The sequence below is a fragment of the Streptomyces katrae genome, from assembly GCF_000717655.1.
Classification (GTDB): domain Bacteria; phylum Actinomycetota; class Actinomycetes; order Streptomycetales; family Streptomycetaceae; genus Streptomyces; species Streptomyces katrae_B.
In genome coordinates this window covers 115202-137901 of the sequence record NZ_JNZY01000010.1, presented here as the reverse complement: position 1 = coordinate 137901, position 22700 = coordinate 115202, and the positions used below count along the sequence as shown (strand labels likewise).

Below are 22700 nucleotides of genomic sequence, written 5' to 3'. Positions count from 1 at the left end.
GGTCAGGGCGGCGCCGTATGACGGAGGGGGCGCGGACCGCAACGGTCCGCGCCCCCTCACGGGCGGACGACGCTCCGTTGACGACGCCCCTAGCGGGTGTCGTCAAAGTCCCGTCTGGCCGGCGGGGCCTGGCACGCGCGCTCGCCGCGTTGTCGTCGGTCGACGACGCGAGCGTCGCCTCCTCCCCCTGCCTTCGGCGGGGGGACCCCCACCTCCGCCTTGCGATCACACAGGGCGTCCGTACCGGGGCTGGTCAGCCCCAGGCTGTAGCTCGTGCCGAGCGCGCCCGAGAGGGCGGCCGTGGACAGGCCGGTGGTGTGCACCGCCGAGCCGTCCGGGACGCCGGCGAAGCTGCCGAGGGCCGCAGTGCCCGTGGCGGGGCGGTTGCTGTAGGTGGTCCCTCCCTCGGTCCAGCTGCCGGTGACCGGGACGACCGAGACGGTGTCCGCCGTACCGGCACCGCTCATCGTGCTCGTCTTCACGCTCAGCGAGGCCGACTTGAGCACCGTGCCCGCGGGTGCGACGGGCAGGTCGAAGCGCAGGTAGCTCGTGTACAGCGAGGACCCCCGCACGGCGAGCGAGGACGAGGTCCCGTAATTCCCGTCCGGGGCACCCGCGTTGGCGTACGCGTCCTCGGCGGCCGCCACCTGGACGACCGGGTCGGCCGGGGCGGTGGCCAGCGCGTAGTGGTTCTGGACCTGCGCCGCGCTGAGGACGCTCGGGTAGACGGCGGTCTCGTCGAGCCGGCCGGACCAGAACTCGCTGGTCGGACGGTCGGGCCAGCCGCCGAGGCTGTCGCCGCCGGCGTGCCAGTAGCCGGCGTAGTTCTCGTGCGTGGTGACCGCGAGGGTGCCCTTCTGGGCGCCGTCCACGTAGAGGACCATGCCGCCCGGCCCCTGGGTGGCGACCACATGGTGCCACTTGTCGTCGTTGTACGCGGCGCCGGTCGTGACGGTGCGGGTGGCACCGGTGTAGACGCCGAAGACGATGCGCCCGTCATTGGTCATGTAGAGGTGCTTGTCGTACTGGTTGCTGCCGCGCACCTGGTTGTTGCCGAAACCGAGGAGTTTGCCGCCCCGGGTGGTGTTCGTCCTGAACCAGGTCTCGATGGTGTAGCTGCTGCCGATGCTCTGGCGCAGGTCCCCGTACACCCGGGTGTCCGTGCCGTTGAAGCCGATCGCCGTGCTCGCCCCCGAGACCGCGCCGGGCGTCTGGCGCAGGGCGGGGGCGTTCAGGTGCACGCCGTTCTGGTTGCCGCTGCCCGAGGAGTCGGCGACGTTCGGCAGGGCCGAGTCGTCGTAGCGCCAGAACAGCTGGGCGCCGTCCGTACGGACCTGGTTCGGGTAGGCGTCGACCGAGGTCGGGACGGTCACGCTCGCGGTCGCCGACAGGGCGCTGGTGTTTCCGGCCGCGTCGGTTGCCGTCACCCGGTAGGTGTACGACTGGCCCGCGGTGACGGTGGTGTCGGTCCAGGAGGCCTGTGGGCGTTTGAAGAACAGCGAGTCGGCCGTGACGGTGGCAACCGGCGTGGCCGCGCCGTTGCGGTAGACCCGGTACGTCAGTGCGCTGTCGTCCAGGTCGAGGCTGGTGCGCCAGCGCACCTGCACCTCGCCGGGTTTGAAGCTCGCCGCGGTCGCGACGGGGACGGTGGGCGCACCCGTGTCCCCGGTGGACGCGAACCGCGTCAGGCTCTGCTGCGCGGCGCCGTTGACGGTGGTGAACTCGCCGCCGACCCACAGGTACTGGACGCCGCCCTTGGAGCCGACCGCCATCACCCGCGGGCCGATGCCCTCGCCGATGCCGTCGTTGGTGTCGGGGGCCCAGCCCAGCTTGCCGACGCTGGTGGTCGGCTGCGCGAGCAGGTGGTGGCGCTGGCCGTCCGGGTACTCGCCGACGCTGGAGCAGTCGTGCGCGTGCGAGGCGCTGTACAACACGTTCCGGTACGGGAGCACGGCCTGGGTGGCGCCGAGGCAGGTGTCGCGCCAGCGCTGGTTGAAGTCGCCGAGGTTGAGCGCGATCCGGCCGTCGAAGACACCGCCGCCGGTGCCTTCGTTGGCGGTGTAGAAGCCAGTCGCGTCGGTCGCGATGTCCTTGACGACGGAATTGGTCTCGATGAAGCCGGGGTACGTCTTGGTGAGCGCGCCGCTGGTGGAGTCGACGACGGCCAGCGCGTGCGTGTTCGTACCGTTGACGGTGAAGAAGTCCCCGCCGAGGACCACGTTGTTGCCGTCGGGGGTGACCTCGACGGCGCGGCCCGGCTCGTCGGCGTCGGCCGTGAAGGGCCGCAGCGCGCCGTCGGCCGCGTCGACGGCGGCGAAGCGCTCGCGCGGCTGGCCGGCGACGGTGAGGAAGTCGCCGCCCGCGTAGACGGTGTCGTTCGTGACGGCCAGGGCGCGCACGGTGGCCGCGAAGGCCGGCCGGAAGGAGGCCTTGACGGTGCAGGTCGCCACGTCGACGGAGGCGAGGCTGGAGACCGGGGTGCCGTTGACGGCCCCGAAGTAGCCGCCCGCGTACAGGGTCTTCTTGTCCGGCGAGAGGGTGAGGGCGCGGACGGTGGCGGTGCCGCCGGCGACCGTGAAGGAGAGGTTGCAGGAGGTCGGGGCGCCGGTCGCGGCGTCGAGTGCGGCGAAGTTCACCGCCGGCTGCTCGCTGCCGCCGGCGCCGTCGGGAGGTCGTACGGCGGAGAACGTGCCGCCGACGAACACCGTGCCGTCCGCCTCGGCGAGGGCCCAGACGACGCCGTTGGGCTGCCAGGTGGACAGCGCGTCGGCGGTGAAGGCCACGGGCGGGGTGATGGCCGCCGCCTGCGGGACGAGGCCGAGGCCGATCCCTGCGCCGGTGCCGGCCAGGGACAGGGCGAGAGCGGCCGCCAGCCCTCTGGATCTACGCATGAGCCCCCCAGTTCGGTTCACTGTGCGGTGGTGGCCGAAAACAGCCGTACAGCCGTTCGCGACCGTGCGTACGGGCGCACCCTAGGCCCCTTTGCGCACCCGTTCAGCACACTTGACGCATCGGATGCCAAATTTCCGGATCCGCGTCCTGCCCGCCCGCCTATCCTGCCGTCATGATCACTTCCACCGAACCGTTCGAGCTCGTCATATTCGACTGCGACGGGGTCCTCGTCGACACCGAGCGGATCGCGACCCGCGTGAACGTCGCCCTCGGCGCGGAGTTCGGCTGGCCGCTCACCGAGGACGAGGCGATCAGCCTGTTCATCGGCCGCTCCAGCGCCTCGAACCGGGAGCTGGTCGCCGAGCGCCTCGGCGCGGAGGCCGCCCGGGAGTGGGAGGAGCGCTTCGCACAGATGCACACGGAAGCGGTGGACGCCGGGCTCACCCCTGTCGAAGGCCTGCCGGAGGCGCTCGCCGCGATCACCCTGCCGACCTGCGTCGCCTCCAGCGGAAGCCACGAGAAGATGCAGCACACCCTCGGCCGCACCGGCCTCTACGAGCGCTTCGCGGGCCGCATCCACAGCGCCACCGAGGTCGCCCGCGGCAAGCCCGCCCCGGACGTCTTCCTGTACGCCGCGCAGCGCATGGGCGTCCGCCCCTCGGCCTGCGCGGTGGTCGAGGACAGCCGCCCGGGCGTCGAGGCGGCCCGCGCGGCGGGCATGCGCTCGTTCGGGTACGCGGGCGGTCTGACGCCGGCGTCCCACCTCGCAGGCCCGGGCACCGTCGTCTTCACCGACATGCGCGACCTCCCGGGCTTGCTGGCCGGCGCCGTTGCCGTAGCCGTTGCCGACAACGGCGGTCGCTGACGGCGCCCGACCTCGCGGACGGACGGGTCAGGCGGACGGACGGGTCAGGCGGACGGCAGGGGGCGGCACAGGAGGGCCGCCGGGCCCGGGCGGGAGGCCGCGCGGGTGGTGAAGGCGATGCCCGCCGCGTACTCGGTCGGCAGGCACTGGCCCTTGTAGTCGCCGTACGCGAACTCTCCGCCGGGGGCGCCCGGGGGCCGGTTGTCGCCGCGGTCGAACCAGAGCGTGCGGCCGCCGGCGGGCAGGGCCGCCCGGGACGGCGCGCACAGGGCCGCCGACACCCGCTCGCCGCGCAGGCTGTACCCGGTCAGGAACTGGCCGGCCGGGCACTGGAACTTCGTGTATCCGGTCGCCCAGTCGCCGCCCGCCGGGACGTACGCCTCGTCGCGGACCACGGTGTGCCCGCCGCTCGCGGCGCGCAGATCGGAGGTGGTGCACAGGCCGCGGCCGCCCGTGTGCCCGAGTCCGGCGAGGCGGGCGCCGTCGGGGCAGACCGCCTTGCGGGCCCCGCTGTCCCAGTCGCCGGTGGCGCGCGTGCGCAGTGAGGCGTTGTGGTCGCGGTGGTCGGTGGTCAGCTGGTACCAGGCCGGGGTGGCGGGGACCTGTCCGGTGCGCCCGGCGGTGGCGGAGAGGGCGGTCCACGGCTGCGTACGCCAGTCGGCCGCGTCCAGTACGCCGGACCGGCGGCCGGAGGAGTCGTAGCGGAGCATCGCCCAGGTGTCGCCACCAGGGGCGCCCTGGGCGGTGGTGCTCCAGCCGACGAGCGGCCAGTACGCGAAGTCGGCGTCGACGGCGGCCAGATGGCCGGTGAGGTTCCGGAACCAGGCGCGCGGTGCGGCGCCGCTCTCGTCGGCGCCGATGCCGAACTCGCTGATCCAGACGGGGGCCGTGAAGTGGGTGCCGGTCTCGGATGATACGTAGAAGGCCTGGTCGTAGAGGGTCTGCTCGAACTGGGCCCGGCTCATGTCCTGGTAGCGGAGGTCATGGGTCTCGCCCATGCCGGTCGCGCCGCTGTGCCGGGGTCCGGTGTACCCGTAGAAGTGGGCCGAGTACACGAGCTTGTCGGAGACCACGAGCGTGTGGGACAGGGTGCGTACGGGGGTGAGGGTGGGACGGCCGTGCGGGAGGCCGTCCAGGGGGATGCCGGTCCAGTTGATGCCCTCGACCACGATGAGCAGGTTCGGATTGGCTTCGGCGAGGATCCGGTCGCCGGCCTCCTGGGCGGCGGCCTGCCAGTCGTGGTTGTCGCCGAGCCCCCAGTTGGGGTCGTCGAGGAAGTCGCGGCGGACCTCGTTGTACAGGTCGGCGCCGACCACGCGCGGGTTGTCGCGGTAGCGGCGGGCCAGGAACACCCAGTCGTCGGCCCACTGGGCGGTGGACCGGCCGCTGTTCCAGCGCTCGTTGCCGTCGAGCCCGCAGCACCAGCGGGTGGTGACGGTGTGGTTGTTGAGGATGACGGCGAAACCGGCGCCGGTGAGCGCCGTGACGACGGCGTCGTAGACCTGGAGCGGGGTGCGGCCGCGCAGCGCCGGGTTGGCGGCGACGGCCGCGTCCGGGACGGGGGCGGTGGTGCGCAGCATCTCGTTGGAGAAGGGCAGCCGGATGCTGTTGAGGCCGAGGGCCCGGAAGTCGGCCAGCAGGGCGGGCAGCGGCACCCGGTCCAGGCCGATCGGTATGCCGTTGGAGTTCTGGCCGCTGTGGTGGGTGGCGGGGTCGTTCCGGTCGCCGGAGCCGCTCCAGGAACCCTGGGCGCCGTCCCAGTTGCCGGAGCGCAGGCGGAACCGGTTGCCGTCCGCGTCGACGATGTAGCGGCCGCGGGTGGACAGCGGCGGGGTCCACGCCTCCCCGGCGGGAGCGGCCGGCGCGGCCGCGGCGGGCAGCGGAGCGGCCACCGCCGGCAGGACTCCCGCCAGCAGCAGGAGGGCGCCGGACAGCGCGCGGACGAGGCTCTTCATGTCGCTCCTGCCACGGTCGGGCCGTCCGGGCCGATCGGCCGCAACGGACGGATGCCGCGGCCAAGTTACCGGCCGGTCGCCGAGCAGGGAACCCAAACGAGCGCCGACTTTCCGGCCGGCGCCCCGCCGACCCCGGCGCCGGTCGCAAGGACGGGGCGGGCAGCGGTGCGGGAAGCCCTTACGTGCGGCCACCCTGGCGAAACCACCCCGCGCGGGGCCCTCAGCGCCTACCGTGCCCCTGAGGGGGACGGGAACGCACGGAAGGGTGGGGCAGATGGACGAAGAAGAGGACCTGCGGCTGGCGAGGATGACGCCGGAGATCTCCCGCCGCACCCTCACCATGCTGCGCGGTCTCGCCGGGCTGGAGCCACCGGAGCAGGTTCCCGAGGACGCGATGATCGTCGCCGACGCGATCCTGGCCGAGCACGGCACCGACGGGCTGCGCGTGCTGGTCATGACCCTGGCGGCCTGGGCGACGGCGCAGATCGAGAACGTGGCGGAGCTGAGCCGGCGCAGCCACGAGGCGGTCCTCGACGCGATGGAGCTGGCCTGCCTGGAGGCCGGCGCCGAGGACTGACCCCGGCGCGTGCAGGGCCGCCTGTGGGGTGATCGGACAACCGGGTGATGCGCCGCGCCCGCATTCGTCCGGGTGTCGGCGACACTGGGGGTAGCGGGGGGCCCTGATCGGAGGCCGTCGTGAGCACACCTTCCCCCATCCGAATCGCCGCCGTCCTCTCCGCCGAACACCGGGGGCGGCTGATGTCACAGGCCCGTGAGGTCAACTTCCCCGAAGGCGCGACGATCTTCGAGGAGGGCGGCCGCACCGAGGCCTTCTGGATCGTGCGCTCCGGCACGGTGACGCTCCAGGTCCCCCTGCCCGGCCGCCGGCCCGCCCCCGTCGAGAACCTCGGCCCCGGCGAACTGGTGGGCTGGTCCTGGCTCTTCCCGCCGTACGTGTGGCAGCTCAGCGCGGAGGCGATGACCCCGGTGCGCTCGTACGAGTTCGACGCGACCGCCGTACGGATGCTGATGGACGCCGACCCCGCCTTCGGCTCTGCCATCGGCCACTGGGTCGGACGGGTGCTCGCGCTCCGGCTCCAGCAGACCCGCACCCGCCTCATCGACCTCTACGCCCCGCGCATCTCGACGACCCGCTAGTACCCGAAATCCGCTCCCGGGAGCCGGTCCGGACCCGCTCCCGGAATGTTTCAGCGCGTGTGTTCGGCCGATTCGGCGGCCTGCTCCCCCACAGGTCAGCACCTTCACGCCGCTGCCGTCTGCATACATTCGCTCACGATCGGTGACGAAAAATGGGGGTACGAACGGGCGTTCACGGTCCGTGTCGGCAAGACTCCTGTCCGCTATCCGAAGCAACCACTCAAAGGGAGTTCGAAATGCGGTCCATCGCAAAGGGTCTCGGCCTCGGTTCCGCCGCCATGGCGCTCACCGCCCTCACGGCCCTGGCCTGGCCCGGAGCTGCCGACGCCGCACCGTCCGGTGCGGAGAGCCTGTACGCGCCGTCCGCCCTCGTCCTGAGCATCACGGCCGGGGAGGACACCACGTACGGCACGGTGCTGCGCGCGGTGACGCTCGTCTGTGCGCCGACCCCGGGCGGGACGCACCCGTCCCCGGCCGCTGCCTGTGCCGAACTGCGGGCGAATTCACACGAGTTGGACGCCGTCGCGGCACCGGGCGCCGGCGTCGACTGCACCAGGGAGTGGAACCCGATGACGGTCAGGGCCGACGGGGTGTGGCAGGGCCGCCGGATGCACTACTCGTACACCTTCGGCAACCCCTGCGGGCTGCGGCACACCAGCGGCGCCCTGTTCGGCTTCTGACCCGGCACGACGCGACCGGCCGGGCGGCGTCGTGCGACCGCCGCCCGGCATCCCGCCTCACCCTCGCGCCCCGTCGGCCCGTCGGCCCGTCGCTCCGTCGGCCCGTCAGTCCGTCGGCCGGTCAGCCCAGTTCGAGGCTCGTCACCCCGTACATTCCCGCCACCTCGACCTCCGGGGCGGGCCCGGTGTACATCCGGGCGGCCTCGAAGGAGGGGGCCAGCCCCAGGCCGGCCAGCAGGGCGGTGGCCGCCGGATTGGCGTCGGGCACGTCCACGGCGACCGCCCCGTCGGGGGTGTGCTCCGCGAGCCGCTGCAGCAGGGCCGCCGCGATGCCCGGGGTGGAGGCGTAGAGCGGGCCGATCCGGGAGGCCCCGCTGCACGGGCGGATCACCCCGAGGCCCTCGAGCCGCCCCTCGCGGACGGCGGCGAGGGCGGTCCGGCCGGGCAGGCCGGTCCAGGCGGACAGGAAGGCGTCGCGCGAGGCGGGGAAGAACCGGCGGTCGTAGGCGGCCAGCTGCCCGAAGGGGAGCGAGCCGGCGTCGACCACCTCGACCCCGGCCGCGGCCGCGGCCGCGCTCGAGCCGTTCACCCGCGGGACGCCCTCGTACCGGACGTTGTTCCAGGCCGGACGGAACCCGGACTTGCGGTAGTTGTCCTGCTGGTCGACCACCCCGTCCAGGCCGACGAGCCGCCCGTCGAGCCGCTCCATCCCGGCGTGCCACAGCCGGATCCCGTAACCCTGCCCGCGGACGGCCGGGCGGGCGATGTAGAAACCGATGAACCCGAAGGCCGACCCGTACCGCACGGCCGAGATGCAGGCCACCGGTTCACCGTCGACCCGGCCGACGAGGAAGCCGGCCGGATCGGCGACCGCGAACGCGAACCGGTCGGAGTCGCCCGGGTTCCAGCCTTCCCCGTCGGCCCAGGTACGGATCATTTCCATGTCGGCGGCGCTCGCGCCGGTGATCTCGAATCCCGTCATGCCCGGTGTTGTACCAGACGGCGTACGGAGGGTCAGCCCGCGCAGATCACGTCGTCGAGCTTGATCGGCCGGGAGTCGAGACGCACGTACGCGGTGAACGTGTCGGTGCTGTCCGCGCTCCAGTGGGTGGTGACGGTGGCCCAGCCGACACCGGCCGACTGGGCGACGGTGACCGCGCCGATGGCGATGTCCCAGGGCTCGTTCTGGGCGCAGAGCAGTACGTCGGAGTGCGGGTGGTGCGCCTGCTTCTCCTTGAGCTGCTGCGAGACGCGCTGGTCGCGGTCGTGCGGGGAAGGCCCGTGATGGCCGTAGAAGGAGGCGAGGAAGGCACTGATCTCGGCGGCGTCGTGCCGGTGGCGGGCGACGACGGGGGCGGGGTCGGCGACGGCGGGGGTCGGGGCCGGCAGCGCGAGCAGGGGCAGCAGCAGGGCACCGAGGCTGTACGGCATGATCTTCATGCGGGATGTGTAACCACCGGGGGTCTCCGCGGGCCGGGGTGGGCCGCGTATCTCACTCCTGTGGGGGCAGGGATTCACCGCAGAAACGACCCTCTCGGACGAAGTTAATCCGGTCGCGGTCCCGTACCGGACGTACGTAGGGTCGGGGCATGGGGAAGCCGCTTGTCGCAGTGCTCAGTGGGGCGGGGATGTCCACCGACTCCGGGATTCCGGACTACCGGGGGCCGCAGGGGTTGTGGCGCCGGGATCCCGAGGCCGAGAAGCTCGTGACGTACGAGTACTACATGGCGGATCCGGAGATCCGGCGCCGCTCATGGCAGATGCGCGCCGAGGTCGGCGCCCTCGGGGCGCAGCCGAATGCCGCGCATCTGGCCGTGGCCGCGCTGGAGCGCGGCGGGACACCGGTCCGGGTGATCACGCAGAACGTGGACGGGCTGCACCAGCTCGCCGGGATGCCGCCGCGCAAGGTGTTCGAACTGCACGGGACGGCGCGGGCGGTGGTCTGCACGGCCTGCCATGCCCGGTCGGGGATGGACGAGACGCTGGCCCGGGTCGCCGCCGGTGAGCCGGATCCGGCCTGTCTGGTCTGCGGCGGGATCCTCAAGTCGGCGACCGTGATGTTCGGTGAGCGGCTCGATCCCGAGGTGCTGGGGCAGGCCGTGGCCGTGGCCAAGGGCTGTCATGTCTTCATCGCCGTCGGGACCACCCTCCAGGTGCAGCCCGCCGCCTCGCTGGCCGGGATGGCCGCCGAGGCGGGAGCCCGCCTGATCATCGTGAACGCCGAGGAGACCCCGTACGATCCGCTCGCCGACGAGGTGATCCGCTCGCCGATCGGGACGGCCCTCCCGGCGCTGCTGGCCCGGATCGGCGAGCTCGGCCCGGCATGGTAGTGCTTCGTTACGTCGGGTGATCTCGCGTGGTGGTGGGCATCTTCCGGTTGTGAGGCTTGGGGGAGGTGGAACGACTCCGGGGCGAGTTGGCGGAGTTCGTTGCCGATGTGTTCGCTTCGCTTCCGCGGCGGGATCAGCGCCGGTGGGGCGAGTGTTGTCTGCGGGGTTTGATGCTGGACGGGCGGCGTAAGTCGATCCAGTCGATGGCCGAGCGGTTGCCGGACGGGAACATGCAGGCCTTGCAACAGTTCGCGAATCAGTCGCCGTGGGATCCGCTGCCGGTGCGGCGGCGGATCGCCGAACGGCTGACGGAAGCTGTCCGTCCCGAGGCGTGGGTGGTCGACGACGTGTCGTTCCCCCAGTGCGGGACGGCATCGGCGGGAGTGGCCCGGCAGGAGTGCGGCGCGTTGGGCAAGACGGCCAACTGCCAGGTCGCAGTCAGCGTCCACGCGGTCACCGACCTCGCGTCCTGCCCGTTGGAGTGGGAGTTGTTCCTGCCCGAGGACTGGACGGCGGACGAGGGCCGGCGGCGTAGGGCCGGGGTGCCCGAAGAGATCGGGCATGCGTCGAAGACCCGTCTGGCTCTGGGCCTGCTCGACCGCCTCGCCACCTGGGTGCCGCAGGTGCCGGTCATCGTGGCCGATGCCGGCTACGGCCGCAGCGTCGCATTCCGGCTCGCGCTGGAGGAACGCGGCTGGTCCTACGTGATGGCGGTCGATCCCAAAGAGGTCCCGCACGGCCTGCCACCGCCGAGCCGTTCCAGATCGCTTACGGCGGGCTGGGGCCGCCCACGCTGCCCCGCTACCGCGAGGCGGCCCAGTCCCTGCCGGGCTTCATCGATGCCGGCACCTGTTTTGAGGGGATCACCTGGCGCCAGGGCAGCAAGAGTGCGATGACCTCGCGTTTCGCTGTCCTGGAAGTGCGTCCGTCGGGCAAGGAAGCCTGCCGGACCGCCCAGGAAAAGGCCGGTGGACGCAACCAGTGGAACGGGGTCCTGCCGCTGCGAACCCTGCTGGTCGAACAGCCCGCAGGAGCGGACGAGCCGACCGGCTACTGGATGACCTGCCACCCAGGCCTTCCTCACCCTGCGACGGGTCGACCCAAAAGCACATACGCCGGCCTGACCCTCTACCAGGTCCTGGACGTGCTCCAGGACCTGCTGAGGTGCTGGACCGGCACCTGCACCACCCGCGGCCGCCCCCTGACCGACAGCAGATCCACAACTTGACGAAGCACTACTGGGAGGCGTCCGCCCCGGCCAGGTCTTCCGCCCGGGCCTGCCCGCGGAAGGCCGCGGGCGGCAGGCCGTAGGCCTCGCGGAACGCCCGGCTGAACGCGGACGCGTGCCGGAAGCCCCGCCGGGCGCCGATGACGTGCACGGGCACCTCCTGGTGCAGCGGGTCCGCCAGGTCCTGGCGCGCCCGCGCGAGCCGCTGGCCCTGAAGGAAGGCCGCCACCGTCGCCCCGTCCCCCTCCTGCTGGAACACCCGGTGGAGATAGCTGACGGAGATGTGGTGGGCGGCGGCGATCGCGGGGACGTCCAGCAGCGGATCGTCGGCGTTGTCCCGGATGAAGGCCATCACGCGGAGCGCCAGGGCGCGCCGGTGCGTCTCCGGGGTCAAAGACCGGTCCGCTTCGAGGACGCCGGCGAAGAGCGAGGCGACGAGATCGGCCAGTACGCCGCTCAGGCGCGGGCCCTCGGCCGGCCGGTAGGACCGGCTGTCTTTGGTCACCTGGTCGAGGAAGGTGGCCAGCAGGGCCCCCATTCCCTCCCGGGCCGAGATGCGCTTGCCGATGACCCGGCCAGCGGTGTGCGGGGGCAGCGGCAGCAGCGCCTTGGGTACCTCGACCCCGATGATCTCGACGGAATGCGGGCCGGAACTGATCTCGAACGGCCGTGACGTGTCACTGGTGTGGATGTCGAACACACCGTGCACCACGGTGTCCTTGCCCAGCGTTACCGCTCCCGCCCCGCGTTTGATCAGCGAGAGGTGGAAGGCCTCGGGGTCCGACCTCGCTATCAGCTTCGGTGTGCGCTGGAAGGTCAGGGGACGGCATTCCATCGGATAGACCGTGATCCCGCCGAGCGAGATGACGCGCTGGTTCACCCAGAAGTCGGCGGCGTGCTCACTGCGCATCTCCATGGGCGCATGCGTCTCCGACATCAGGGCCCGCCAGCTCTCGAAACGGTCGGCGGGCGCTAGTTCCGCACTGCGGAACGTTCTCTCGGGCAGCATGATCACGGGTTTACACCTGCCGTGGCGGCCCGCGCAACAACAGCCGGGGCCCCGGGCGCGGGCGGCGGGGCGACTCTCCGTCAAGACACTGTGTACGCCAGGCCAATGCGCGGTGCTCCGGGGCTTGGCAGAGTGGGCGCAGGAGGGGCGGTGAGGGGACGGGAAACCGGAGCCCCCGCCCGCGACCGGGGGCCTCTCGCGGTCCCGGCACTGAGCTGACGCCGCCCGAGGACGGGGGTTTCGGGCGGCGTCAGCTCAGTGCCGGGACCAGGCCGTCCAGACCGGTTCCAGTGCCCCATCAGGCGACGTTTGCCCTGGTCTCGCCGTGGTCGCAGGCCCGTAGCCTCGTGGGATGCACTCTCATCTGCGCTTCGAGAATCCGCCCGCGCTGCCTCACGCGGTGGTGGTCGAGACGTTGGAGCGGGCGCTTCGCAACCGCTCGCACGAGGGTGAGGCGTGGTGGGCCCGCCCCCCGTCAGGAGAGAGCCGGCCGCCCGGCGGGCCTGCCAGGCGAACGTCCGGTGCCGGTGCCCTGCTCGAGAAGGTGCGGCTCGCAGGGGCCTTACGAACTCCTTTGCACGGTCCTACCTTTGAGCCATGAGATCTCAGCGTTCTGGCCAGCTGGCGAAAGTTGTGTTACCCGTGACGGACGGATGGCGGCTGCTGTTCGTCCCCAGCCGGGTCCGCCAGCTGGCGTTCGACTTCGGCGCGAGCATCGTGGTCCCGGCGGTGGTCGCCGCCCCCCTGCTGCTGGGCGTTCTGCTGGGCGCCGTGATCTCGGGGAGTTCCGTCGCCTGGGGCCTTCTGTGGGTCTTCCTGGCGCTCACGGTCGTCGGAATGATCCTGCTCATCGTGGCCGGGGTGTGCGTCACGGTGTCCACGACGGTGCGGTGGGTCGAGTTCCGCCCCCGGGGAACTCCGGCCCAGGTCGTCATCGCCCGCTTTCTGCGTTCGTCGACCATGGCGATGGCTGATCTGCAGCGAGTCGTCGTCATCGAGCGACTCAGTCTCGGGCAGCGACAGTCGATCAAGGTGATGCTGCATACCCGCGACGAGACGGTGGAGTGCGAACCGGCGACCTTCGCACCGCTCTCTCGGGTCGATGCACAGGCGCTGACCAGCTGGTTGACCGAGCAACTCGCCCCGGCCCAGGTGTCGGTGGAGCGTCGGACGGACGTCAAGCGAGACTTCGTGCGTCCGGACGAGTGGTGGACCCCGTCCCACACCGCCGAGCTGTGGCGGGTACCCATCGGCGAGGTCGACGGCATAGCCGCCCGGCGCCGCGTCGAGAGCTATGGGTACACGCCCCGGGCATCCGCGATGTACAGCCCTGGCACTTCGGTCACCGTCTACGACCCGGGCCGTGCCTACGAGGTCGCCGAAGAACTCCGCGCGGAACGAGCCGCCCGCCATGCCGCCGTCGGCACGGCAGCTCCCGGCCCGGACGAGGACGACGCAACGGATTCCCGCTGACTCGGTCGGGCCGATCCTGACCGGGCTCAAAGACGCACTCCTGGATCTAGGGCTTGGCGGCCAGGTGACGCCGGCCTGCCCAGGTGGCTCAGGCGGGTCGGGCCGGGCCGAGTCTGACCGGTCCGAGGCAGGGGGACGTGTGGGTTGTCGGCTCTGTTTCGGGGTCGGGTAGGCCGGCGGCCCGGGTGAGGGTCTGCGTGAGAGCCACCGTCGTCGCGTGGACCAGTGGCCAAGGCTCGTGCCGGACGGGGGTGCGCCACAGGAGGCCCATACGTGCGGAATAGGCGTGGAAGCGGTTGGTGAGCCAGTGACCGAGGGGGCGGGCGGCCTCGGCCTGCGAGGAGCGCATCGATCTCACGCACCCGCACACGCTCAGCCACGAGGACAGCATGGCGGGCGCTTACCGCCCGGACCTGCACTCCGGACGGCGCGTCACGACAGGGCGAACGTTGCCTGATGCGGCACTAGCTCGCGTCGGCCGCCCGGCGGAGTTCGGCGAGGTCGAGCCTCTTCATCTTCATCATGGCCGCCATGGCGCGGGCGGCCCGCTCCGGGTCCGGGTCGGCGACCAGTTCGGTGAACCCGGCCGGGATGACCTGCCAGGACACCCCGAACTTGTCCTTGACCCAGCCGCAGGCGGATTCCTCGCCGCCGTCCTTCGTCAGTGCGTCGTAGTAGTGGTCGGCCTCGGCCTGGTCGTCGCAGTCGATCTGGAAGGAGATCGCCTCGCTGAAGGTGAACTGGGGGCCTCCGTTGAGGCCGACGAACCTCTGGCCGTTGATCTCGAACTCGACGGTCATCACCGCACCCGTCTGGCCCGGCCCGGTCTCGGGGTAGCGGGCGACCCGGCCGAGCTTGCCGCCCTTGAACAGCGACACGTAGTAGTCGGCGGCGGCCTCGGCCTCGCCGTCGAACCACAGGCACGTGGTGAAACCGTTGCTCGTCATGACTGCCTCCAGGCGTGTGCCGGTCGAAGCGGAAGGGCGGTTCACCCTCCCGCTCCTATACAGACCGGCCCCGGGCCCGAAATTCATCGGTGGGCCCGGGGCCGGTCTGCAATGCGTCCTGAATGCACCCGAACGGCTTACACCGCGGGCTTGGCCGCCATCGAGAGCATCCGGTCGACGACGCGCGCGGCGGCGCCGCCGTCGTCCAGGTCGCAGAACTCGGCACGGAACGCGGCCCGCGCCTCCTTGTACTCCGCCCCGATCGCGTCCGCGCCCCGCACGGCCTCGATCAGGCTCGCCGAGTCCGCCAGCAGCGGGCCGGGGGCCTTCTCCGCCAGGTCGAAGTTGAAGCCGCGCAGCGTGGTCCGGTAGTGCTCCAGGTCGTACGTGAAGAGCAGGATCGGCCGGTCGGTGAGCGCGAAGTCGAACAGCGCCGAGGAGTAGTCCGAGATCAGCACGTCCGCGACGAGCAGCAGGTCCGTCGCGTCGGGCCAGCGGGACACGTCGACGACGAAGCCGTCGCGCACGTTGTCCCGGACCTGCTCGGTCACGTGGTGGTGGCCGCGGACCAGCAGGACGTGGTCCTCGCCGAGCTCGCGCCGCGCGGCGTCCAGGTCGATCTGCAGGTCGAGCTTGTAGCCGCCCGACCACCCCTCGCGGTTCTCGCGCCAGGTCGGCATGTAGAGGACGACCTTCTTGCCCTCGGGCAGGCCGAGCCGGCGGCGGACCTCGGCGATCCGCTGCGCGTCGGGCTTGACGAGCGCGTCCGCACGCGGGCTGCCGGACTCGATGACCTCGCCCTGGTAGCCGAGGGCGCGCTTGAGCAGGGGCGTCGCGTACGAGCTCGGGGAGGCGAGCAGCGACCACTGGGCGCTGTCGTGCTCCAGCCCCTCGAGGATCTCGGGGCTCGTGTAGTAGTCGTGGATGAAGTCGTGGCCGATCTCCTTGATCGGCGTCCCGTGCCAGGTCTGGACGACGATCTGGCCGGCGCGGCGCTGGAAGCGCCGCGGCACGTTGTCGTTCACGACGTAGTAGCGGGCCCGGGCCAGGACCTCCCAGGCCTCGACGCTGTCGTACTGCACGGCGCGGGCGGTCGCGGGGACCTCGGCGCGGCCGTCGCGGACGAGCCAGACGTGGTCCAGCTTCTCCCCGCGGCGCAGCAGCTCCTCGTGGATGGCGCGGGGCGAGTCGCCCGCGCCGTTCCCCTGGAAGGTGTCGTAGACGACGATGTCCTTGACCGGCAGGGCGCGCTGCGCCGGATAGGTCTCGTACCGGGTCACGCGCTGGGCGTACCGGGAGCGGTCGTGCGGGCTGAGCAGCGGGTCGGCGACGAGCACCATGCGGTCGTAGAAGCGGGCCTCGACCCGCATCCGGCGGCCCTGGACGGTGAGGGCGTGCGGCCCGGCGTGCAGGGCGGTGGGCGCGAACTGCACCGGGGCGCCCCGGTCGACGCCGAGCAGGCCCGCGGTGGTGCCGCCCTGGGCGAGCGGGCGCAGGGTGGGCCACCAGCGGCCCTGGGGCAGCGTGGTGCGGCCGGCGTAGGCCTCGGGGAGCACCGGCTCGAACGAGGCCTCGAAGCGGTCGCCGTCGCGGGTGACGGGGTAGCTGAACTCGGTGCCGTGCGCGTCGTGCAGGACCAGCTCGTACGGCTCGTCGGCCGGGGCGACGAAGCGGCCCTTCAGCGTGACGGTGCCGTCCTGGGTGGCGACCGAGTCGACCAGCGGCGGCGAGGGCTGCACCGAGAGGGTCAGGTGTCCGGTGTTGCCGCGCTTGGCGAAGAGGGCGCGGCCGGTTCCCCCACCGGTCAGGGGCACGACCAGGCCGGCGAAGCCGCCGCGCTCGTCGTGCACGAGACGGTGGTCGGAGCCGTCGGCGCCGACGACGGTCAGGCTCCAGGGCTCGGGGCTCCACTCGCCGGGCTCGCACGCGGTGTCCGGTACGGCGGCCAGCTCGGCCAGCGGTACGCGCACGGTGAACGGGATCCGCCCGGCGCCGCCGGCGGCGGTCTCGAGCGGGAAGGTGAGGACGGTGCCGGTGGAGACGTGCTCGGCGCGCAGGGTCGCGTCGGCGCCGATCTCGGCGGCGAGCTCGCCGGCCACCTCGACGGCGTCGTCACCGGCGGGGCGGACGTCCAGGGCGCGGGCCCGGACGACCTCCACCTGGATGGTGAGGGCGCCGGTGGAGTTCGGGACGATCCGGACGTCCGGGGCCACCCAGTGGGCGGGCGGGTTCTGGCCGGTGTCGGACTCGCCGCCCTTGAGGCGGGCGCGGTGCAGGCCGCCGGCGCCGGTGACGGCGATGGACGTGGTCCATATGCCGTCGTTCCACTTGCCGCCCGACTGGAAGACGGTGGGGTCGACGACGGCGGTGAAGCCGGCCCAGTCGGCGTGCCGCAGGGCGAGGTGCGGGGAGTTCACGGTGGCCATCGGGGAGGCGACCGTACGGGTGCTGACGACGGTGCGGCGGCGCTTGCCCCCCTCACGGAAGACCAGCACCTTGCGCGAGCCGAGGCGGCTCTCGGCGCCGAGGTGGCCGGGCAGCGCGTAGCCGCGCAGCAGCAGCTTGCCGTCGCTCCAGACGGCCTGCTCGAGGCGGCTGACGACGCGGCGCTCGCGCGGGCCGAGGGTGAGGATCTTGGCCGGGACCGGCGGGCGGCCGTGCAGGAAGGGGTAGTCGGCCTGCGGGCGGGCCAGCCCCTTGACGGGGACGCTGTAGGAGTAGTCGCTCTGGTGCTGCGTGAGGGCGATGAAGTCCTCGACGCGGCCTTCGCGGGCCAGGTACGCCTTGAGGCGGTCGGCGACGGTCAGCGCGGACCAGGGGCCGGTGCCGATCTCGCGGACGAGCCCGCCGACCTCCTTGACGAAGGCGGCCCGGAAGTCGGCGCCGCCCTCTCCGACGTACTTGTAGATGAGCGGGAGCTCCTCGCTCAGCACGTTGTAGTCGTAGTCGCGCAGGTAACGGACGTACTTGGCGCCCTCCTTGGCCTTGAGGGCCTCGCGGACCAGGCGGACGGAGGTGACGCGGTCGATCAGGGAGACCGGGTCGGTGGAGCGCTGGGTGATCGAGCGCTCGCCGGTCTCGCGGACGCGCCAGTGGTAGACGCAGTCGCTGATGACGTCGACGCTGGACGCGAAGTAGTGCGCGGGGATGCTGACTGGGGCGTCCTCGTAGAGGATGCCCTCCGGGTACTGGAAGCCGTGCTCGTCCCAGAAGCTGCGCCGGTAGACCTTGTTCCACGCGGTGCGGTCGGTGACCAGCGCCGGGAACTTGGAGATGTGGGTCTTCAGCTGCGTCTTGGCGAAGGCGGCCCGGTGGCCCCAGGACTGCTGCATGCCGACGGAGCGGAAACGCTTCACGTTGCCGCCGGCGAAGTCCGAGCCGGTCTCGTCGAGGGCGGCGATCAGGCGCTCGTAGGCGTAGTCCGGCATGGTGTCGTCACTGTCGACGAACGCCAGGTACTCGCTGTCCTTGGAGGCGTGGCGGGCGCCGACGTTGCGGGCGGCACCGAGTCCGGCATTGTCCTGCATGACGACTCGGAAACGCTTGTCCCGCGCGGCGAAGGCCTTGGCGATGACGGCGCTGGTGTCGGTGGACCCGTCGTCGACGAGGATGCACTCGAAATCAGCGAACGTCTGGGCGGCAATGGACTCCAGGCACTCGTCGAGGTAGAGCTCGACGTTGTAGACGGGGACGACGATGCTCAGGCGCGGGGGCATGGGTGGCGGGTTCTCCAGCGTTTTAAGCTATTTCGATGATCAGGTGATGACAGCATCCTACTCGGTAACGGGATGATAAAGTCCCCCCATCCTGGACATATGACCCTTGTTCCCCGGGGCGGACGGCAAAGAATTCAGCCGCCCGCCACCTCTGCGTCGGGGTCGGACCGAACGTTTGCTCAGACTTCGAGCTCCGCCTCGATCTTCTTGAGCTGGTGCCGGGCCATCGCGAGGTTGGCCCGGCCCCGGTCGAGCGCGAGGTACAGGAAGAAGCCCTTGGACCCGCGGCCCTTCAGCAGCCGGATGAGGTGGTACTGGCTGCCGAGGGTGATCAGGATGTCCTCGATCTCCTCCTTCAGGCCGAGCATGTCCATGGTGCGGACCTTGGCGCGGACCACGTCGGTGTTGCCCGCAGCGGCCACCTGGAGGTCGAGCTCCTTGCCGCCGCCGATGGTGCCGAGGGCCATGCCGCTGTCGTAGTCGACCAGGGCGGCGCCGATCGCGCCGTCGATGGTGGCGGTGCATTCCTTGAGTGCGGTCTCCACGTTGGCCATGAGGGGCCCTCCTTCTTCTTCTACCGTTTCTACGGTGTCTGGTTTCTGCGGTCTGTCGGTGGTGGGTACGGGGTGTGGTGCGCCGGTGCGGCTCAGGCCGACGGGATCTCGGGGCCGCGGCGCCCGAGGACGTGGTCGATGAGCTCCGCTATCCGGAGGCTGGAGCGGCGGGCCTCCAGATGGAGCCGGCCGACGTTGACGCGGGGCTCCGCGATCAGGGTGAGGACGGCCGCGTCCCCGGCCGCGTAGGTGGCCACGTATCCGTGTTCGCCGCGTATCAGCAGCTCGCGGAATCCGCCCTGGCCCGTGCAGTCGCTGAGCCGCTGGGCCACGCCGAGGGCGGCCGCGGTCAGTGCGGCGACGGACTCCACCTCGGTGGCGGCGCTGTCCTGCGCGAGGACCAGGCCGTCGGCGCTGCCGGCGAGGGCGCCGGTGAGCTGGGGGACCCGGGCGCGCAGCCTGCGGAGCTCGGCGAGTATGTCGGCCTCGGCCTCGGGGGGCACCATCGCCGTGCTCATGTCGGCCTTTCTCCTTTCGGGCTGCCTCCGCTCGGAGCGGTCGGCGCGCTCGGAGCGCAGAGCCGGTCGCAGCGGGAGCCTCACAGGCTTGCCTCCAGTGCGTCGCGTAACCGGCGAAGCAGCGCCACGTCCGGGGATTGGGTCTGGGTCATCCAGTCGGGCAGGGGTGTTTCGACCGGTGTCAGGACCGGCGCGTGCGGGGTCTCGACCAGTCCGGCCGCCGCGAGGCGCCGTACGTCGAGCAGCGTGTGGAACGCCGGCCGGCCCAGCACCCACGCGAGGTCCGCGGGGGTCCGTACGCCGTCCGCCTGGGCCAGCAGGGTCCGCTGGCGCGCGGTGACGGTCTGGCCGGGGGCGGCGGCCCGCGGCACCACGGGGGAGGTGTCCAGCAGCGGGTACGGCCACACGGCGTCGAGCAGCTCCCGCCGGCGCCGGGTCTCCCGCTCGACGGCGGCGGCCGGGACGGAGCGGACGGACCCGATCCAGTGGGTGGCCCCGCGCCGGAACCGGGAGGGCCCTGTGCCCGGGGACAGGGCGAAGAAGGCGGCGTCGAATATCGCGGCGAGATGGCAGATCTCCAGTTCGCCGCCGGCGAGGCCCCCGCTGTCGACGAGGAAGCGGGCGACCTGGCGGCGGGCGCCGGCGCGGTCCACCGCCTCGCGCCAGCGCTCGGGCGCGAGGCCGCCGCCGGTGGTGAGGAGTACGTCGAGGCCGGGGGTGGCCGGGCTCTCGGCGTGGACGATGCGGCCGTCCTCCAGGAAGAGGGTGCCGCGGTCGCGGAGCAGGGCGCCGGTGGCGCGCTCGGCGGCGAGACGGGTGAGCAGGGGGGAGACGGCGGCGAGGCCGCCCACCTGGGTGCCGGTCATCTCAGGACCAGCCCCTCGGCGAGGGCGCGGAGTCTGTGCCGGGCGAGGGCGAGGTTGCCGTCGGTGCGGTCCAGCCAGAGGTGGAGGAAGACGCTGCTGTCGAAGCTGGTCTCGACGAAGCGGAGCACGTGGTAGCCGGTCCGGGTGGTGACGATCAGGTCCTCCACCGGCTGGCCCGCGGGCTCGCCCCCGGCGGCGTCCGCGGCCGGCTGGGCGAAGGACTCGTACTCGGCGGCCGCCCGGGCCAGCTCGGCGGTCTCGGCAGCGGTGGTCTCGTGGTCGCCGACGGGCGAGTCCCCGGCGGTGCCGAGGGCCAGTCCGCTGCTCCAGTCGACCAGCGCGGCCCCCCGCGCACCAGGCAGGGCCATGGCTTCGAGCAGGCATTCGTCGATCCCGGGCACGCGGGCTCCCCTCCCGGCCAGACGTGCGAAGTGCACGGTCTACGGCGCGACAGGAGGGAACTTACTCACGTTCCACAGCACGGAAGGGGCTTCTGGCATTTTCCGCGGGAACATGCACAGAACCACGCGCCAGCTTGGCCGGAACCCGTCGCCTTCTGATCACGAATGTTGATCACCGGCGCCGGTCACGCAAGGGCGCACGGGCTCACGAAGCGAGCGGAAGATGCTCCGCGAGCCGGAACGCGCCGCCCTCGCGCTCCACGTATCCCTCGTGGGTGAGGGTGCGCAGCAAGTGGTACACGGTGGGCAGCGGGATGCCGGTGACCCGCGCCAGCCGTTTCGCCGTCGCTCCGCCCTCGGCGTACATCGCCTCGACGAGGCGCAGCGCGCGCTGCACGGAACCGATCAGGGTGGGTGCGCTTTCCTTCTGGCTGCCGTCGGTGCCCATGAATACTCCCCCTGCTCCGGTACGAGTCCTGGCACCCCCATAAAAGTCTCTTACCGCCCGCAATCCCAGCTGACTCGCGCAGTTCCGGGCATAAGATCACCACGCTTCGGGTCCGCTCCCCCCACACCCGCGCAAACACCGCACTCCGCCGGCCATCGGATGCCGCCGCCCGAGCCCCCGGTCATCTCCACGGTGCCCTCCGCGCGTCGTACCGGTACTCCCCCACCGGCACGACAGCCAGTGCGCGGGGCGCTCCGGGAGGCGGCGCCCGGTATGCGGAGCGCCCCCGTTGGCCACTCCCCGTGCAGTGATTCGGACACGCCAGCGGATGCGGTACGGTCCCGGCCCTCCCCTGCGACCCCTCCCACGTGTCACTCTGCCCGTCATGGAGCGGATCATCGAGGAGATACGAGAGGACCTGTCGCGCCGGATAGCGGTGACGGCGGACCGGCTCGCCGACCGGACGCTGGCCGAGGACCCCGCGTACGCCGCCCTGCTCGGCCGGGCAGAGCTGCGCGAGCGGATCCACCGCAACCTGCGGCAGGCCGTCGAGGGCCTGGTCCTCGGCATCCGCGGGCTGCCCGTGGAGCTCGCGGATGCCCGGGCCACCGGTACGCTCCGCGCCGAACAGGGCCTGCCGCTCGCCTCGCTGCTGCGCACCTACCGGCGCGGCGGCCGGCTGGTGTGGCAGGCCGTCACCGAGGCCGTGGCCGCGCACGACCCGGAGGCGCTGCCCCGGCTGCTGCCGGCCGCGGCCGTGCTGTGGGACGTACTGGACCAGCTGACGGACGCGGTGGCCGACGCCTACCGCCGTACGGAGGCCGCACGCAGCGATCGCGACCGGGAGCGCCGGGCGGCCCTCCTGGACGCGCTGCTCGACGGCGCGGGTCCGCCCGACGGGCCCGCGGTCTCGGAGGCGGCGGCTCAGCTGGGACTGTCCGAGCGCGGCCGGTTCGCGGTCGTCGTACTCGGCTCGGGCAACTCCGGCGGCTCCGGCGGTTCGCGCGGCTCCGCCGATCCGGGCGGCCCCGGCCGGCCCGGCGCCGAGCCCGCCCCGAGCGGCCTGCGCGTGCTGTGGCGGATCCGCGCCGACGGGGAGACCGGCCTGGTGGAGCTGGGCCACCATCCGCTGGACTCCGTACGGGAGCTGCTCGGCCCGCTCGGAGCCCGGGCCGGGGTCAGTCCGGTCGTGGAGACCCCCGGCGACCTGGCCCGGGCGCGCTGGCTGGCCGCGCTGGCGCTGCGCACCGTCCCGGCGTCCGGCGGTCCGTGCACCGCCCTGCTGGACGAGCGGCTGGCGACGGCACTGGTCGCCTCCCAGGCCGAACTCGCGGGCCGGCTGCGGCAGGTGGTGCTGGGACCGGTGCTGGCGCTGCCCGCGGAGGACCGCCGGGTGCTGCTGAACACGCTGGGCACCTGGCTGACCTGCCAGGGCTCGACGACGTACGCCGCCCAGCGGCTGTACTGCCACCGCAACACGGTCTCGAACCGGCTGCGGCGACTCGAGCAGCTGACCGGTCGCACGCTCTCCGACCCGGCGCACGTGGTGGAGCTGGCTCTGGCCCATGCGGCGGTGCTCCAGCGGGCCGCGGGCGAGCCGGCCGCAGCGGGCCCGAAGCCGGCCGGCCGCACCCCGCGCCGCGGCAACTGACCTCGCGCC

The 22700-nt window shown here is 72.3% G+C and carries 21 protein-coding genes and 1 pseudogene; 9 read left to right on the top strand and 13 right to left on the bottom strand.

Translation table 11 applies throughout. From position 1 onward, the window contains the following. Positions 1–89: 89 nt before the first annotated feature. Positions 90–2891: a LamG-like jellyroll fold domain-containing protein gene (locus tag IF09_RS0114330; RefSeq protein ID WP_078613246.1), complete on the bottom strand. Its 2802-nt coding sequence runs from the start codon at positions 2889–2891 to the stop codon at positions 90–92. A 173-nt stretch (positions 2892–3064) separates the two neighbouring features. Between IF09_RS0114330 and IF09_RS0114325 the strand changes: the two genes are divergently transcribed. Further along, the gene (locus IF09_RS0114325) at positions 3065–3757 is read left to right on the top strand and encodes an HAD family hydrolase (protein WP_030295580.1); all 693 of its coding nucleotides are present in this window, start codon (positions 3065–3067) and stop codon (positions 3755–3757) included. Positions 3758–3801: 44 nt separating this feature from the next. Here the strand turns inward: IF09_RS0114325 and IF09_RS0114320 are convergent, their stop codons facing one another. Further along, complete coding sequence (locus IF09_RS0114320) at positions 3802–5712, bottom strand: glycoside hydrolase family 5 protein (protein ID WP_030295578.1); 1911 nt, start codon at positions 5710–5712, stop codon at positions 3802–3804. A 274-nt stretch (positions 5713–5986) separates the two neighbouring features. Between IF09_RS0114320 and IF09_RS0114315 the strand changes: the two genes are divergently transcribed. The 3 genes from IF09_RS0114315 to IF09_RS0114305 all read left to right on the top strand — a co-directional run bounded on the left by IF09_RS0114315 (position 5987) and on the right by IF09_RS0114305 (position 7550). After that, a complete protein-coding gene (locus IF09_RS0114315; protein ID WP_030295576.1) occupies positions 5987–6289 on the top strand; it encodes a hypothetical protein in 303 nt (100 codons plus the stop codon). Between the two features lie 119 nt (positions 6290–6408). Next, on the top strand, positions 6409–6870 hold the full coding sequence (locus IF09_RS0114310) for a cyclic nucleotide-binding domain-containing protein (protein WP_030295574.1): 462 nt from the start codon (positions 6409–6411) through the stop codon (positions 6868–6870). Positions 6871–7106: 236 nt separating this feature from the next. Next, complete coding sequence (locus IF09_RS0114305; protein WP_030295572.1) at positions 7107–7550, top strand: SSI family serine proteinase inhibitor; 444 nt, start codon at positions 7107–7109, stop codon at positions 7548–7550. 121 nt (positions 7551–7671) lie between these two features. On the opposite strand, the gene IF09_RS0114300 is transcribed toward IF09_RS0114305, so the two are convergent. Further along, positions 7672–8532: a GNAT family N-acetyltransferase gene (locus IF09_RS0114300; RefSeq protein WP_030295571.1), complete on the bottom strand. Its 861-nt coding sequence runs from the start codon at positions 8530–8532 to the stop codon at positions 7672–7674. A 32-nt stretch (positions 8533–8564) separates the two neighbouring features. Beyond that, positions 8565–8990, bottom strand: coding sequence for a hypothetical protein (locus tag IF09_RS0114295; protein WP_030295564.1), 426 nt, complete (start codon positions 8988–8990; stop codon positions 8565–8567). Between the two features lie 149 nt (positions 8991–9139). Here IF09_RS0114295 and IF09_RS0114290 point away from each other — a divergent pair, with 149 nt between their 5' ends. The 3 genes from IF09_RS0114290 to IF09_RS48480 all read left to right on the top strand — a co-directional run bounded on the left by IF09_RS0114290 (position 9140) and on the right by IF09_RS48480 (position 11108). After that, positions 9140–9880, top strand: coding sequence for an SIR2 family NAD-dependent protein deacylase (locus IF09_RS0114290; RefSeq protein WP_030295562.1), 741 nt, complete (start codon positions 9140–9142; stop codon positions 9878–9880). 65 nt (positions 9881–9945) lie between these two features. Next, positions 9946–10776: an IS701 family transposase gene (locus tag IF09_RS40215; protein WP_418953052.1), complete on the top strand. Its 831-nt coding sequence runs from the start codon at positions 9946–9948 to the stop codon at positions 10774–10776. Beyond that, the gene (locus tag IF09_RS48480) at positions 10773–11108 is read left to right on the top strand and encodes a hypothetical protein (protein WP_418953051.1); all 336 of its coding nucleotides are present in this window, start codon (positions 10773–10775) and stop codon (positions 11106–11108) included. Before IF09_RS40215 ends, IF09_RS48480 begins: the two co-directional genes overlap by 4 nt. Positions 11109–11115: 7 nt before the next feature. On the opposite strand, the gene IF09_RS0114280 is transcribed toward IF09_RS48480, so the two are convergent. Next, complete coding sequence (locus IF09_RS0114280; RefSeq protein ID WP_030295560.1) at positions 11116–12117, bottom strand: AraC family transcriptional regulator; 1002 nt, start codon at positions 12115–12117, stop codon at positions 11116–11118. A gap of 642 nt (positions 12118–12759) precedes the next feature. Here IF09_RS0114280 and IF09_RS0114275 point away from each other — a divergent pair. Beyond that, positions 12760–13590: a hypothetical protein gene (locus tag IF09_RS0114275; RefSeq protein ID WP_030295558.1), complete on the top strand. Its 831-nt coding sequence runs from the start codon at positions 12760–12762 to the stop codon at positions 13588–13590. Positions 13591–13678: 88 nt separating this feature from the next. On the opposite strand, the gene IF09_RS48475 is transcribed toward IF09_RS0114275, so the two are convergent. The 8 genes and pseudogenes from IF09_RS48475 to IF09_RS0114240 form a co-directional block, all read right to left on the bottom strand. Next, positions 13679–13939 (bottom strand): DUF2071 domain-containing protein, encoded by a 261-nt coding sequence (locus IF09_RS48475; protein WP_158709964.1) that lies wholly within the window; start codon positions 13937–13939, stop codon positions 13679–13681. A 115-nt stretch (positions 13940–14054) separates the two neighbouring features. After that, entirely contained in the window at positions 14055–14537 is a 483-nt protein-coding gene (locus tag IF09_RS0114270; protein ID WP_030295557.1) for a VOC family protein, read from the bottom strand. A gap of 137 nt (positions 14538–14674) precedes the next feature. Beyond that, positions 14675–18253: a bifunctional glycosyltransferase/CDP-glycerol:glycerophosphate glycerophosphotransferase gene (locus tag IF09_RS0114265; protein WP_030295555.1), complete on the bottom strand. Its 3579-nt coding sequence runs from the start codon at positions 18251–18253 to the stop codon at positions 14675–14677. 179 nt (positions 18254–18432) lie between these two features. Next, positions 18433–18807 carry a hypothetical protein gene (locus IF09_RS0114260; protein WP_030295553.1) on the bottom strand — a complete coding sequence of 125 codons (375 nt, stop codon included), beginning with the start codon at positions 18805–18807 and terminating at the stop codon, positions 18433–18435. Positions 18808–18899: 92 nt separating this feature from the next. Continuing rightward, entirely contained in the window at positions 18900–19325 is a 426-nt protein-coding gene (locus IF09_RS0114255) for a roadblock/LC7 domain-containing protein (RefSeq protein ID WP_030295551.1), read from the bottom strand. A gap of 80 nt (positions 19326–19405) precedes the next feature. Next, complete coding sequence (locus IF09_RS0114250) at positions 19406–20191, bottom strand: hypothetical protein (protein WP_030295550.1); 786 nt, start codon at positions 20189–20191, stop codon at positions 19406–19408. Further along, positions 20188–20592 carry a hypothetical protein gene (locus IF09_RS0114245; protein WP_030295549.1) on the bottom strand — a complete coding sequence of 135 codons (405 nt, stop codon included), beginning with the start codon at positions 20590–20592 and terminating at the stop codon, positions 20188–20190. Before IF09_RS0114245 ends, IF09_RS0114250 begins: the two co-directional genes overlap by 4 nt. A 226-nt stretch (positions 20593–20818) precedes the next feature. Then, positions 20819–21040: pseudogene (locus IF09_RS0114240) on the bottom strand (helix-turn-helix domain-containing protein); the annotation flags it as partial. Between the two features lie 385 nt (positions 21041–21425). Between IF09_RS0114240 and IF09_RS0114235 the strand changes: the two are divergent. After that, the gene (locus IF09_RS0114235; RefSeq protein ID WP_051832443.1) at positions 21426–22691 is read left to right on the top strand and encodes a PucR family transcriptional regulator; all 1266 of its coding nucleotides are present in this window, start codon (positions 21426–21428) and stop codon (positions 22689–22691) included. The last annotated feature ends 9 nt before the right edge of the window (positions 22692–22700 follow it).